At 60.5% G+C, this 14,148-nt stretch carries 10 protein-coding genes; 2 read left to right on the top strand and 8 right to left on the bottom strand.

All coding sequences use genetic code 11. The features are described 5' to 3' along the window. Positions 1-2: 2 nt before the first annotated feature. A complete protein-coding gene (locus tag RVM24_RS18890) occupies positions 3-2,759 on the bottom strand; it encodes an ATP-binding protein (protein WP_286253493.1) in 2,757 nt (918 codons plus the stop codon). A gap of 97 nt (positions 2,760-2,856) precedes the next feature. Between RVM24_RS18890 and RVM24_RS18885 the strand changes: the two genes are divergently transcribed. Further along, positions 2,857-3,090: a DUF2789 domain-containing protein gene (locus RVM24_RS18885; protein WP_061332527.1), complete on the top strand. Its 234-nt coding sequence runs from the start codon at positions 2,857-2,859 to the stop codon at positions 3,088-3,090. Between the two features lie 9 nt (positions 3,091-3,099). Here RVM24_RS18885 and RVM24_RS18880 read toward each other — a convergent pair whose 3' ends face one another. The 7 genes from RVM24_RS18880 to RVM24_RS18850 all read right to left on the bottom strand — a co-directional run bounded on the left by RVM24_RS18880 (position 3,100) and on the right by RVM24_RS18850 (position 11,560). Next, positions 3,100-4,494: a diguanylate cyclase gene (locus tag RVM24_RS18880; protein ID WP_431474573.1), complete on the bottom strand. Its 1,395-nt coding sequence runs from the start codon at positions 4,492-4,494 to the stop codon at positions 3,100-3,102. 11 nt (positions 4,495-4,505) lie between these two features. Next, a complete protein-coding gene (xerC, locus tag RVM24_RS18875; protein WP_431475417.1) occupies positions 4,506-5,438 on the bottom strand; it encodes a tyrosine recombinase XerC in 933 nt (310 codons plus the stop codon). 35 nt (positions 5,439-5,473) lie between these two features. Next, entirely contained in the window at positions 5,474-6,226 is a 753-nt protein-coding gene (locus RVM24_RS18870) for a DUF484 family protein (protein WP_431474572.1), read from the bottom strand. 17 nt (positions 6,227-6,243) lie between these two features. After that, positions 6,244-7,158 carry a diaminopimelate epimerase gene (gene dapF, locus RVM24_RS18865; RefSeq protein WP_342631727.1) on the bottom strand — a complete coding sequence of 305 codons (915 nt, stop codon included), beginning with the start codon at positions 7,156-7,158 and terminating at the stop codon, positions 6,244-6,246. A gap of 14 nt (positions 7,159-7,172) precedes the next feature. Continuing rightward, positions 7,173-8,423: a diaminopimelate decarboxylase gene (gene lysA, locus RVM24_RS18860; protein ID WP_106694427.1), complete on the bottom strand. Its 1,251-nt coding sequence runs from the start codon at positions 8,421-8,423 to the stop codon at positions 7,173-7,175. Positions 8,424-8,467: 44 nt separating this feature from the next. After that, the gene (gene lptM, locus RVM24_RS18855) at positions 8,468-8,638 is read right to left on the bottom strand and encodes an LPS translocon maturation chaperone LptM (RefSeq protein ID WP_138436827.1); all 171 of its coding nucleotides are present in this window, start codon (positions 8,636-8,638) and stop codon (positions 8,468-8,470) included. Positions 8,639-8,710: 72 nt separating this feature from the next. Then, entirely contained in the window at positions 8,711-11,560 is a 2,850-nt protein-coding gene (locus RVM24_RS18850) for a class I adenylate cyclase (RefSeq protein WP_342631726.1), read from the bottom strand. Between the two features lie 139 nt (positions 11,561-11,699). Between RVM24_RS18850 and RVM24_RS18845 the strand changes: the two genes are divergently transcribed. Continuing rightward, positions 11,700-14,141: an EAL domain-containing protein gene (locus tag RVM24_RS18845; protein WP_431474571.1), complete on the top strand. Its 2,442-nt coding sequence runs from the start codon at positions 11,700-11,702 to the stop codon at positions 14,139-14,141. Positions 14,142-14,148: the final 7 nt, after the last annotated feature.

The raw sequence follows: 14,148 nt of genomic DNA, 5'->3' as shown, positions 1-14,148 counted from the left end.
GCTCAACGCTGGCCCAGCAATTTGGGGAAAGCTTCAAGGGCCGTATTAACCGCATCCAGATTGAACGCCTCTACATCCGCCAGCAGTTTTTCGCCGTAGCTGGTGACCGACGGCGAACGATGGCGCTGACCCCACTCAACAATTCGTAGCGCAAAGTCTTTCATCTGTTCCGGGTCGCCGCTTTCACGAACATCCTGCCACTGGTCACCAAAGTCCTCCGCCAGCTTCTCCCGCAGCCAGCCTCGCTCCTGCATACTCATGGTCTGGGCCAGCAGCCGCTCGGCTTCCTCCGGCGTCCCGTCATCTTCCGCCTGCTCTACGGTGGCCTCAACCCGGGGCAACACGAGAGTAAAGGTGGACCCAACATCCGGTTCACTCTTTACCGTCAGTTCACCGCCCATCATTTCCACCAGCTTCCGACTGATGGCCAGGCCCAGGCCGGTGCCGCCGTATCGCCGGGAACTCTGACCTTCCTGCTGCTCAAAGGCGTCAAAAATACGATCCTGCTGATCCGGCGCAATGCCAATGCCAGTGTCGGCCACGGTCACTTTCAACCGGTAGTAGCGGATATCCGCGTCCTTGCCGGTGGATTCCTCCAGTTCTTTGGCCACGGCCCGCACTGTCACTCCACCCTCATGGGTGAACTTGATGGCATTGCCCACCAGATTGAACAACACCTGGCGCAACCGGGTTTCATCCAGCATCATTGCCGAGGGCATACCAGAGCCTACGCTCACCTCCAGGGTAATGCCCTGTTCGGTCGCTCGCAGATCAAAGATATGCCGGACATCGCTGAGCAGCCGGCGAACCGAAACCGGGCCGAAGTCCAGGCGCATCTTGCCAGCCTCGATCCGTGACAGGTCAAGAATGTCGTTGATCAGCATTAACAGGCTGCGGCTGCCGGCGCGGATGGCGTTCAGGTAGTTGCGCTGCTGGGGATCGGTCACCGAGTTGTAGAGCAGATCGCTGTACCCAATGACCGCATTCATCGGGGTTCGGATCTCATGGGACATATTGGCCAGGAACTCACTCTTGGCCCTGCTCGCCGTCTCCGCCTCCCGGGCCAGGCGCTCGGCCTCAAGCTTGGCCGCTCGCAGTTCATCTTCGCTGCGCCGCAAGGCATTCTCGGACCGAATCCGTTCGTCCACTTCCAGCGACAGCTTGCGGTTCCAGTAGAGGAAAATCAGTACCACCACAATGGCAATCAAAATGATGCGCCTGACCACCGTATAGTCGGTTTCCTGTTCGATATCCAGGTGTATCCAGCGGTTATACACCGCCTCGGTTTCCGATGCTGGCAGGCTGCTCAGGGCCTTGTTGAGGATACGGTGTAAAATCGGGTTGTCCTTGCTGACCGCCAGCCGCAGGTCATATTGATAGGGCGTGATGCTGGTAATCCGCAGGTTCGACAGGCCCAGCCGGGCAACCGTGTAACTTACCGCCGGAATATGCGTGACCATCACATCCAGGTCGCCGTTGGACAGCGCCAGGAGCCCCTCTTCAACCGTTTTTTGCGGATACAGATCCAGGTTCGGGTGATTGATCAACAGATAGTCGTGACTGGCCTGGCGGTTAACCACCCCAACCCGCTCGTCCCGCAGCTCTCTGAGGTCACCAATGAACCGGCCGGTATCCCGGATGGCCAGGGCAATCGGTACCGACACATAGGCCCGGGTGAACAGGAATTCCTGTTCGGTTCGGGGGGTGCGGGACATACCCGGCAGAATATCCACTTCACCCGCCTTCAACATGTCCTCGGCCGACTGTCGGGAGCCCGCAATCACCCGGTTGAAGCGAACATCCAGGTTCTCCTCCAGCCGTTTGACGAGGTCAGAGGCAAGGCCCGCCGGGCGGCCATCTTGCTCGAATTCAAACGGTGGCCAATCGCCACGCATACCCACTTTCAGCCCGGGATGGCGTTTCAACCACTCCAGTTCCGAAGCGGTCAGGGCCACGCCACGGCCCTCAAGGGCTGGCATATTCGCCTGCAACCAGGACTGGCGAATATCCCGGTGCTCGTTGTGACTCAATGCCTGAACGGCCCGGTCAAACACCCGGAAAAGGCGGTCACGGCTGGTCGGCACCTGCAACACGACATCCACCGGGCGATTATCCAGCAGAACGGCCAGACCGATACCATTGATCATCGCGGATTCAAGGTAATCCGAGACCACCGGGACCGGTCCGAGGAAGGCGTCGGCCTTGCCGGACAAAACCAGGCTGATGGCTTCCCCCAGACTGGCGACGGGCACCGGCGAAAAGTTATCAATCGGGTCCAGCAGTGGGAACTGGTTGGGATCGCCACCAATAATCGCGACATTGGCAGATTCCAGATCCGACAGCGTCCGGTAGGCGGCGTCACCGGCATTCACAAATATCCCATAGGTCAGCGACATCATCGGTGAGGTGTGCCGAAGGCCCGGGATCACCGGCGATCCCGGAATGCGGGTGGTCAGAACCAGGTCCGCATCTTCGCCCTGGTCGACCGCCATGAAAGGCTCAACCGGCACGCCAAGCTTATCTGACAAGCGGGCGAGATAATCAATCCAGATACCCGCCAGCGCACCCTCACCGGTATCGAACACCAGCGGCACCTGGCTCTGCCTGACAGCCACCCGGAAGCCATCCTGCTGGCCCAACCACTCCAGGTCTGCAGCGCCCAGAACCGGCGCCGGCGAAGCCTGGGGCGGTTCCGCCCACACGACCCCTTGAATCAGGACAAACAAGAGGCCATACAATAACTGTGGAAGAGACTTCACTGGATATCCTCGGTGGTTCCACTACATTTCAGGGAACAATACCTGCAAATGTGGAAGATTTCATACTGCCTCACCGCACACAGGAGAAGCCTGTCTCATGGACACCAGCAAACACACTCTAAGCGTCCTTTTTCAGCAGCTTGGTTTACCATCAGATCAGAAAAGCATGGAGAGTTTTATCGCCCGGTATTCTCCACTGCCTTCGGAAATTGCCATCCAGGACGCCCCTTTCTGGTCCGAAAGCCAGTCGCAATTTCTTGAGGAGGGGCTTGAGGAAGACAGCGACTGGGCCGAGATTATTGATGAACTGGACGCCCTGCTGCGGCACTGATCGGCGCCGTCAGTCCACCATGACCTGATTGCGGCCGGCATCTTTGGCCTGATACAGGGCCCGGTCGGCACGATCAAACACGGTATCTTCGGCATCACCATCCCGGAACTCTGACACGCCGGCAGAAAAGGTGATTGATACCGGCTTGCCGCCAAAATGGAACGGCAGTTTGCCGACATGCTCACGAAACTGCTCTACCACGTCCCGGGCAGCCTCCAGCCCGGTCTCCGGTAACAGCAACACGAACTCCTCACCACCAAACCGGGCGATGAAATCCGTGCTGCGCAGGCGGCTTTTCATCTCCCGTGCCACCAATTGCAGTACCCGGTCACCGGCTTTATGGCCAAAGGAATCGTTGATTTTCTTGAACAGGTCAATATCAATCACCGACACACTGAGCGGGTGTCGGTAACGCTGCCAGCGGTTGTATTCGAATGAAAGCCGCTCCTGCCAGGCTTCCCGGTTGGGCAGCTGGGTAAGCAGGTCGGTCATCGCGCGCTCCCGCTCCCGGCGAACCTGGGCCTGCATCTGCTCGGAATGTGCCTCCATGGCAGCAACTTTTTCCTGCATGGCATTGAGTTGCTGCGCCAGCATTTCTTCCCGCTCCGAATCGCGGGTGCGGAATCGCTCGAGGGCGCCGCCAATAAATTCCAGGCGCTGGCTCACAGACTGCTTGAGGCTCTGTAAATCCTGACTGCTTTGAATATCCTCGGACACTTTCCCCAGCTCTTCCCGGATTTCCCGGTCCAGCGTCGCGGTGTCATCCTGCCTGGAAGCCTGAGCATCGGACTGTTGCGAAAAATGCTGGCGCAGTGTTTCCAGGCGCTCATCCAGGCGCTTGAGGAATGTCTCGAACTCCCGTTGACTGCGGGTAACCGCTTCGATCACCAGTTCAGCCACCTGATTCAGGCCTTCCCTAAGGACCTCCCAGTCGTTGCTCGATAACAGGGTTTGCTGAAGCGTCCTGGCCTGCGACTCCACCTCTGGTTCCAGGCTGACCTGATTCAACAACAGCCCCAACAACTGGCCTACGCGGCGGGCGATTCTGAGCCGATGCCCCTCTTCGGCGATATCATGCTCACTTCCCGTCGGCTCCTCCGGCGCGACGGCCTGTGTGTCGGCCTTTGGGCCCTTTGGCTCGGCTTCATCAAGACGGGTAATGGCTTTGTCAATCTGATCCTGCAGGGTTTTCCAGGCATCGATATCGAACTTTTGTTTGCGCAGGTCGGATCTCAGGCGATTGAGCAGGTTATCAAGTTCCGGAGTCTGGCCTTCCGAGGCCAGGCTGGTTCGCACCAGCATGCGCTCAAGCACATTGCGCTCGGCTAACCACAGTTTTTCGCGCTGCTCTGCCTCGTCCAGTTCCCGAAGATACTTATCCTTCCAGGACTCCTCAGATGCCATGAAACACTCCCTCAAGAACCGGTATGATCATTGTCGTTGCGGTTGATATGGTTGGTCGAACGTCGACGCGCCCGGGGATGACTCTGATCGTACACCCGGGCAAGATGCTGAAAGTCCAGATGAGTATAGACCTGTGTGGTGGCGATGTCCGCATGACCAAGCAGTTCCTGCACCGCACGCAGGTCGCCGCTGGACTCCAGCATATGGCTGGCAAAGGAGTGGCGCAGCAGGTGTGGATGCAAGCGCTGGTCGGCACCCTGCACCACGCCCCAGCGGGCCAGGCGGGCCTGGATACTGCGCTGGCTCAGGCGACCGCCCCGCTGGCTGACGAATACCGCGGTTTCACCCTCGTTAGCCATGGCTGTTCGGTGCGCCAGCCATTTATTCAGGGCCGCGACGGCCTTGCTGCCGACCGGCAGAATCCGCTCCTTGTTACCTTTACCCAGAACACGCACCTCCCGGCCTTTCAGGTCCAGGGCGAGCAGGCTCAGGCTGGCCAGCTCTGCCAACCGGAGGCCCGAAGAGTACATCAGCTCGAACATGGCGAGGTCGCGGATTTCCAGGGGGTCGTCCGGATTGATGTCCAGCAGCTGGCTGATCTGGTCAACGTCTGCCACCTTCGGTAACCGGCGACCGCTCTTGGGGGCCCGGACGTCCAGAGCGGGGTTGTCCCGGGCAAGCCCTTCCCGAAGCAGGAACTGATAGAAACGCCGAATGGCGGACAGGTGCCTGGCAATGCTCCGGCCGCTTAAACCGTCTCGGCTCAGCCGGGCCACGTAGCGGCGGATGTCGTGAATCGTCAGCTCTGACCAGGCCGGGATGTCAACTTCGATCAGCCAGGCGACCAGGCGATCAAGGTCTCGTTGATAGTGATCACAGGTGCGGGGGGAATGGCGCTTTTCGGTGGCGAGATGCCGGACAAACGCAACCACCGGGGCGGCCATCGCTTCGGGTGGTCGGCTGTCCGTCGCCAGCCCGGTCACCCCTGGCCGCTCTCCACAGCCAGGCCAGACACCGGGGCCTCTGTGCGATAACGATCAAGCATGGGGGGCAGCAGCCGGCTCAGGGTATCGCTGATATAGCTGAGAAACAGCGACCCCATGCTCTGATCAAAATAACCCTGCTCACAGCTGCCGACAGCAAATACGCCAACCAGCCCGTCATGACGCAGCGGCACCAGGGCCACCGAGGCAATCGGCTCATCCCGGTCCGGGAACAGGAACTCCCGCTCGCTTTCCCGGAACTGGCCACACACCGCACGGTCACCCTCCAGCAACGAACCCAGGCGCTCCCGGGCCTGGACGGAGTTGACAATGTGCAGGGCCCCCTCGCCTTTTTCCGGCTGCGCCGAATCACTGAACAGCAGTACCGAGGCGGCATCCAGACCAAAATCGCCGCGGATGCTGTCATCAACAGCGGCGGCCATGTCGTTGAGTGACTTGGCTTCGATCACCTGCATCAGCAACCGTTTGCTTTTCTCGAAGAGGCGGTCGTTATGACGGGCGATCGATACCAGCTCCACCAGTTCACGCCGAAGGGTATCCCGCTGCTCACGGAACAGATGAACCTGGCGCTCCACCAGTGAGATCGCCCGGCCACTGTCGTGGGGCAGAGTCAGGCTGCGCAGCAGTTCATCCTGATCAAGAAAAAAATCAGGATTGGCGCGAAGATAATCGGCCACCTGCTCCCGGGTGAGTTCGCCGGCCTTCTGGCGGGCCGTTTGTTCTGTCATCGTGTTCTCCTGAGCCGTCAGGACCTTGTTTTATTGGTTCGGGAACTTCTGCGACGCCGGGGCTGGGGATCGCCCGGCAGACGAAGCTGCCCTTCAAATACCGTTTTAGCGGGGCCTTCCATCATAACAGGGGACCCATTCCCCTGCCATTCGATCACCAGAGGGCCACCCCGCAGCTCCACCTCCACCCGGGTATCCAGCAGGCCTCGCAGCTGGCCGGCCACCACCGCAGCACAGGCGCCACTGCCACAGGCCAGGGTTTCTCCCGAACCACGCTCAAATACACGCAAGCGGGCATGGCTCCGGTCGACGATCTGCAGGAATCCGATATTGGCCCGCGCGGGGAACCGGGGATGCTTCTCCAGCATGGGGCCAAGGGTGGCCACCGGCGCCGTGTCGACGTCATCCACCACCAGTACACCGTGGGGATTGCCCATGGAAACCGCCGACAATTCCACGCTCTGGCCATCAACATCGACGGTGTACACGGTCTCCTGACAGTCCGCGGCGAAGGGAATGGCAGGCGGATTGAGTTCCGGCACGCCCATATTGACCATCACCAGGCCATCCTTGCCGATTTTCAGCTCGATCACGCCCTTGGCAGTCTGTACCCGGATCACCCGCTTGTTGGTCAGCCGCTGATCACGCACAAACCGGGCAAAGCAGCGGGCGCCGTTGCCGCACTGCTCCACTTCCGAACCGTCGGCATTAAAAATACGATAGCGAAAATCCACATCAGGCAGGCCCGGCGGCTCCACCACCAGCAACTGGTCGAAGCCGATACCAAAGTTCCGGTCCGCCAGCTCCCGGATCAACTCCGGGCGCAGGCGGAAAGGCTGGCTGATGGCATCCACCACCATAAAGTCGTTCCCCAGCCCGTGCATCTTGGTAAACCGGAGCAACGGCCCCTGGCCCCGTCTTTGCGGATTCATTTCTTGCTCCCCGTTCATTCCGGCAGGCAACTTTCAGGGCCAAGCTGATCGTCCAGGGTCTCCCGGCGGCGCACCACATGCACCTGATCGCCGTCAACCATCAACTCGGGCGGGCGGTTACGGGTGTTGTAATTGGATGCCATAACGAAACCGTAGGCACCCGCCGACCGAACCGCAAGCAAATCGCCCGCCTTCAGCCGGAGTTGACGATCCTTGCCCAGAAAATCGCCGGTTTCGCACACCGGCCCGACCAGATCCCAGGCTTTTTCCTCGCCATCCTGATGGGGCTGTACCGGGATGATGGCCTGCCAGGCGCTGTACAGTGCCGGGCGGATCAGGTCGTTCATGGCGGCATCAATAATCGCGAAGTTACGATGCTCGGTGCACTTCAGAAACTCCACGCGGGTCAGCAATATACCGGCGTTGGCGGCAATGGAGCGGCCCGGTTCCATGATCAGTTCCAGCTCCCGATCACCCAGTCGCTCGGCCAGTGCCTTGACGTAATCCGCTGGCTGCGGGGGCTGTTCCTGATTGTAGGTCACGCCCAGGCCGCCCCCCATGTCCAGATGGCGGATATGAATGCCCTGGTCCGCCAGGGTATCGATCAGCACCAACACCCGGTCCAGGGCATCCAGAAACGGAGAGACTGACGTCAGCTGGGAACCAATGTGACAGTCCACTCCATGGACATCCAGGTTTGGTAACGCTGCGGCACGGGCGTAAACCTGAGGGGCCTCGGCGATATCGATACCAAACTTGTTTTCCTTCAGTCCGGTGGAAATGTAGGGATGGGTGCCGGCATCGACATCCGGGTTCACCCGAAGCGATACCGGTGCCCTCACGCCCAACTCTCCGGCCACTTTGTTCAGGCGGTCCAGCTCGGTGTCAGATTCAACGTTGAAACAGCGCACGCCCACTTCCAGCGCCCGCTTCATTTCCCATTCCTGCTTGCCAACGCCGGAGAACACCACCCTGGCGGCATCGCCACCGGCGCGCAGCACCCGCTCCAACTCACCGGCAGAGACAATATCAAAACCGGCGCCAAGTCGCGCCAGCACATTGAGCACCGCCAGGTTGCTGTTGGCCTTCACGGCATAGCACACCAGGTGCGGGCGGCCATTCAGGGCGCTGTCGTAGGCCCGATAGTGACGCTCGAGGGTGGCCCGGGAATATACGTAAGCCGGGGTGCCAAATCGCTCAGCGATTGACGCCACCGGAACATCTTCGGCGTACAGTTCGCCATTGCGGTAATTGAAATGATCCATGTTGATCCTGACTATCTGGATGGGTTACTGCCAGGGTTGGCCGCTCAGCGTTCCGGCGACTCATCGGTGTCGGCGCGCTCATCGACCTGACCGGACCGGGCCGGATCTGCCTGCGGCACGTCCCGGTACAGTGGCCCCTTCTGGCCACAACCGGCAAGCAGCAGCAACAACAGCATCGAGAGCGCCCACGGCCGGCGAGATGGTCCAACCTGCATACCCATACCCCTGAGTGAATAATGGCCGAAGTATACCCGACACCCGCCCCTGATCGCGAGAGACCCGATGGCTTACGGCAGATAACGGTTGAGGGCGTCTTCCAGCCTGGTACGGTAATACAGTGACTGACCGGTCTGGATATCCCGCTGATACAACTGCGGGTCCAGATCATGGGGCAGGTGCAGGTCGGTGAGATACACCGGATAAGATTCACCACTTTGGCGCAGCGAACGGATGTAGTGTGCGACGGCGGGAATCAAACGGTCCCCGTATTCCTGCACACTGAATTCCTGATCGTTGCAGTAAATATCGAACCGCAGTGTGCTGTCGCCCTGCTGAACACCGACGGCCTGAACCTCCAGGCCCGAAAGTGGCACCGCGGTGCCCTGATAGGGCCGGAGTTCAGCAAGCCAGCGGCCGTCTCGGCGCACCATTTCATAGCAACGGATACCGCCCGCCGGGTCCAGGTTATCAGCCTGACGCAACAGGCGCCGTTCCACCAGGTTCTCCAGAAAACGCATCAACGGACCGAGCAAGTGGTTGCGATGCCCTGCCCGCATCGATCGGGTCCACAAACTGCCATGCTCATCGACAACCCAGAGCTGGCCACGGTCACCCTGAAGCAACCAGAACACCTGAATATTGCCCGCTTCGGACGCCGCGCAGACCGCCTTGAGCACCGGCTCGTCCCGCAGGGCGTGGCGGTCCGGCACGATTGGCAGATACCGATCCTGCGGCTGCAACAGCGCTGCCAGCAGAGCTTCACGGCTGTCCAGGGCGACAAACCCCGGTTCCCGGCCGCTGAACTGCAGCAGGAAATAGCGATGATCCATCTCGATGATGTAACGCAAGGGGTGCGGCCCGGTGCCGCCAGCAAAGAAATGGCGCAACACATCTCCGAACAACTCCCTCACCCGGCGTGCAATGGCACTGCCGTGCCCCCGGCTGGGGGCCGCCACGCGAATTTCCGGCAGCTCGGCCGGGTTCATGGCCACCTGGGCCAACACGTTTTTCAGGCACTGGATCAGGGTATCTCCGGCGGCATAGTGCTGCAGACTGATCTCATGCCAGCTGTTCAGGGTAATCTGATCAATGGTCAGCACCAGGTTATCGCGACCACCGCTGAACCCCAGTGAGTCGGAGCGGGCACTGAGCTTGTGCAGCCCACGTTCGGTCAGGTGGGCTTGCGGGTCCACCGCCACATTAATCAGCAACAGGTTTTTCAGCGGGCGCACACCTCGGGACAGCGCCTCTCTGGGCGCCGGAGACATGGGCATGGGCAGAAAGCCCGACAACACCTCCACAATGTCTTTCAGTTCGGCCACCGAGGCAACACTCTTGCCCGCCCGGACATTGAGCCGGGTGGAGCGATGCAACAAGCCGTTGCAGTAACACCACACCAACAGCTCCGCCAGATTGCCTGCGCGGCGGATCACCGGTTGCCAGAAGGCGTCGGAGGGATCTTCAAGATCCCGGTACAGCAACCACCCATCACCTTCCCCGCCCTGTTCGGACTGGTGGTGAAAAGACAGGTTTTCCTCCGCCAGCGACGGCACCAGACCAGGGTTAACCAGTTCGATCTTGCCCGCCTTGCGCTGAAAGGCAGCGTAGAGTTTGCGGCCCAGCAGGTTGATGTCATTGGCGCTGATGGCTGCCTGGGTTTGCTGCTCCCGGGCCATGCGCGACAACAGGCGGTAACTGTGGGTAAGCTCCGCCACGATGTTCCGCCTGAGGCCTGTCACCTCTTCTACCCGCCAGCGCTGGCGATCGTCCAGGGCACTGAGGCGGTCTTCGCCCCATTCCCACTGCTGCACTAGCTGTCGTAGCAGATCGATTCGCCATTGGTCCCCGGCCATTCCGGCCCGGGTGAGCGGCAAACCCGCCTTCAGGTACAGGCTCCGGCGCACCAGGTCGAGGCGCTCCGGAGCACCACTGGTTAACAGCCATTGCTCCAGGCGCTGATACAGCATGACGTAGGGGTCCAGAACATCGGCACTGGTTTGCCCCTGATACACCGCCTGTTTGAAGCTGGCGGACAATAACGGCTGGGCGGTATCGGTGGCGTAACACTCAATCAGAAACAACTTGAGAATGGCCTTCCAGGGAGCATCAATGCCTTTATAGAGTTGCCAGATACCGGCGCCGGGGAACTCCTCATCCGGAATCGACGGCACGGCGCCAAAATCAATGTACTCGCTGGCCTTGATGAACCGGCACTCCAGCAAACGCCGGCGACATTCCCCGTAGTCCGCCTCGGCCTCCGACGGGATCAGCCACCAGAGCGGATAGCGCCCAGCCAGATGGATGCTGGTCCGGTAGAATTCATCCAGCAACAGAAAGTGCTGGGCACTGCCACAGTTCTCTCCGGTGACCTCGGCCCGCTGCCGGCCGGCCCGCCAGTCAGCGGCCGAGAAGACAAACACATGGAGCTCAACGCCCAGCGTTGCCGCCCATTGCGACAGCTTTTCGGCCTTGCGCTCCAGGCTGCGGATGCCCTGTTCAGACAGATCATCCCGATGACAAAGCCAGGCATCCAGATCACTGGCAACCGAGTGCCCAAGGGTGCCGGGACTGCCCATCAGGAACAGACTGTCGAGATCGGCCTTGCGAAGCCCTTGGTCGCGAACACTGAAACTTCGGGCAAACCGGCGCGCGGAATTCAGCACATCGTTACCCGGCGTATAGCCGGCCAGGCCCTGGGGGCAGCTGCCATCAAGATAGCCCGGCAAAGCGGGATGATTCAGATGAAACGCCAGCGGTAACAGTTCAAGCACCACCTGCTGCCGGTAAGTCAGGGCGGAACACGCCCGTTCCCAGCGCTGACGATTGACCAACAGAAACCGGTCCCGCAGCCGCCGCAGGGTTTTTCGGTCGATGCCGTCCTCAAAGTCGAGAACGATGGGCGGTGCGAGAACGGTCAAGAGGGCTCCGGCAAGTGGTTATTTTCGGTCAGATAGTCAGTATGATGAATGAATCGTGGCAAAACCGAAAAAAAAATAAAAGGATGACCCGTTTTCGGCACACACCGGAACCGGCACCTCCTGAAGAGGCACCTGCGCTGTGAAAGAATTCATTATTCAACGTTATCGGCCGGATCTGTCCGGACCTGTCATTCAGCCAACCCTGCTGCGGGTGGACGACGATGGCCGAATCGCCCACGTCGACCGCCATGCCGAGGCCATGTTCGGCTACGATGCCGGGGCGTTGATCAGGCAACCGGTGCAACGCATTCTCGCCTCCCGGCAGGACGATCCCTTTGCCCCGGCCCACCGACACCACCTGGACAACGGCCAGACGGTGCTGGTGACCTTCCGCCACAAGGATGGCTTCTTTTTTACCGCCATTCTGGGCTTGCGCATGGAAATGCGCGATTCAGACCAGGCCGCCAACGCCACCATTTCCATGAAAGACAGCGGCGACATGGACAGCCGCCTGTTACGACTGGCAGAACAAGGCGCGGGTTTCGGGCTCTGGGAGTTGGATATGACCTCCAATGAGATCAGCTGGTCTGAGGGCATGTACCGTTTGCTGGAGTTGCGCCCCGGGACAGAATTGTCACCCGAGCAGGCCTTGTTCTACTGCCAGGTCGGCCAGAACCGCGTGCGCGCCCTGTTCCGCCGCTGCATGCGCACGGGCCGGCCGTTCAGTATGGAGCTGTCGGTACTGACCAGCCGGCAACGTCTGCAACGAGTCATCCTGTCGGGCCGCGCCCTGAAAAGCGGCGGCCGGATCCAGAAGCTCGGTGGCGTGATGGTCAACCACAGTGAAGCCATGCTACATGACCACGCCCGGCAGCAGGCCCAGAGGATTCTGGAAGCAACCGCCAGCGCCACGCCAGACCTCGTGGTCGCTGTCGACACCAGCCTGAACCTGTTGCATTTCAACGCTCCCTGGGCAGAACAGTTCCGAAACGCCTTTGGCGCCGAACCAAGGCCCGGCGACAACCTTAAAACCCTGCTTGCCGACTTCACCAACGAACGGCGCATGATTGAGCGCCTGTGGCAACGGGCCTTTGACCGGGAGCACTTCGTGGCCGAGATGCCCCTGAACCGCCAGGGCGAAGGCCTGCCAGTCTACGAATTTCATTTCCAGAATATTCAGGGCCTGCAAGGCGAGGTGGTCGGTGCCGTCCATGTTGCCAAAGACATCAGCAATCGTGTCCAGCACAGCGGCAGCGGCGACTACCGGATGCGCCATGACCCGGTGACCGGATTGATGAACCGGCGCTCCTTTGTCGAGCATCTGGAACGGGCCATGAAGCATAAGCGCAAACGCCAGTCGATGGACGGCTTGCTGCTGCTCGACCTGGACAGTTTTGAACAGTTCAACGAACAGGCCGGCAGTGGCACCTGCGATCGGTACCTGCGTGAATTGGCCGGTATGCTCGGGCTGCGGGTGCGCCAGCGGGACGCCCTGGCCCGGCTGTCCGGTGACACCTTTGCCCTGTTCATAGAGAACTGCCCCGAACCCAGGGCCCGCAAGATTGCCGAGGAAATCCGGGAGCAGATTGCCCAGTTCCAGTTTGAATGGCAGGGCAGACAGTTACAGACCACCGCCAGTGGCGGCCTGCTGATTCTCGGAACCGACGCTCCGCTCCAGCCTGAACAACTACTGACCCAGGCCGCCGACCTGTGCCATACCGCCAAGACCTCCGGGCGCAACCGTATCCACACCACCCAGGCCTTGCCCGGCGAGTTGGCCAATCGGGGCACCGACCGCCAGCTTGAACAGCTGCATCAGGCCCTGGATAACGGCCAGCTGATTCTGGAGTTTCAATCCCTCAAGCCGGTGGCCAGCGTCACCTGGGGTGACCACATTGAAATCCTGTGCCGGATTCCGGGTACAGGCGACGACTCGCCCCTGCTGCCGGAGCAGTTCCTGCCAGTAGCAGAACGGTTTGACCTGGCCAAGCGCCTGGACCGCCAGGTTATCCGACAGACTCTCCAGTGGCTGAGCCAGCATCGACTGTTGGAGCCAAGGCTGAAGTACTGCGGCTTCAACCTGTCGCTGGCCACCATTCTGGATGACACCTTTGCTGATTTCATGGAACAACAGGTGCGCCAGACCCCGTTCCAGGCCCATTGTTTCTGCCTGGAGATCCGTGAATCCCACGCCACCCAGTATCCCGATGAGGTAGCCGTATTATGTGACGCCCTGCACCGGGCGGGGTGCCGGGTTGCCCTGGAAGGGGCGGGGGCATCCGTGGAAAGTTACAGCCTGGCCGCCAACCTGCCGGTGGATATCATCAAACTGGACCGGCGCATCATGAACGATCTGGAACGTGATCCGGTGCAGCAGATCATGGTGGATGCCCTGAATCGGATTGCCGAAACCGCCGGCAAGGAAACCGTCGCCACCTTTATCGAGAACGATGAAACCCTCAGGAAAGTCCGAACCCTGGGCATTCACTTTGGCCAAGGTTACCGGTTGTCACGGCCGCGGCCGCTGGAAGAGCTCAAGCCAGCGGAGGTAGAACTCAGCACCGGCCGGATAGGCGGGTAAGCGGTTG

Source organism: Marinobacter sp. KM021, assembly GCF_050707965.1.
GTDB lineage: Bacteria > Pseudomonadota > Gammaproteobacteria > Pseudomonadales > Oleiphilaceae > Marinobacter > Marinobacter shengliensis.
This window is presented reverse-complemented; position numbering and strand designations above follow the sequence as displayed.

Excerpts from the sequence above, each read along its gene's own strand:
- RVM24_RS18885 (WP_061332527.1), top strand. The coding sequence starts at position 2,857 with ATGGACACCAGCAAACACACTCTAAGCGTCCTTTTTCAGCAGCTTGGT.
- RVM24_RS18880 (WP_431474573.1), bottom strand. The coding sequence starts at position 4,494 with ATGGCATCTGAGGAGTCCTGGAAGGATAAGTATCTTCGGGAACTGGAC.
- xerC (WP_431475417.1), bottom strand. The coding sequence starts at position 5,438 with ATGGCCGCCCCGGTGGTTGCGTTTGTCCGGCATCTCGCCACCGAAAAG.
- RVM24_RS18870 (WP_431474572.1), bottom strand. The coding sequence starts at position 6,226 with ATGACAGAACAAACGGCCCGCCAGAAGGCCGGCGAACTCACCCGGGAG.
- dapF (WP_342631727.1), bottom strand. The coding sequence starts at position 7,158 with ATGAATCCGCAAAGACGGGGCCAGGGGCCGTTGCTCCGGTTTACCAAG.
- lysA (WP_106694427.1), bottom strand. The coding sequence starts at position 8,423 with ATGGATCATTTCAATTACCGCAATGGCGAACTGTACGCCGAAGATGTT.
- lptM (WP_138436827.1), bottom strand. The coding sequence starts at position 8,638 with ATGCAGGTTGGACCATCTCGCCGGCCGTGGGCGCTCTCGATGCTGTTG.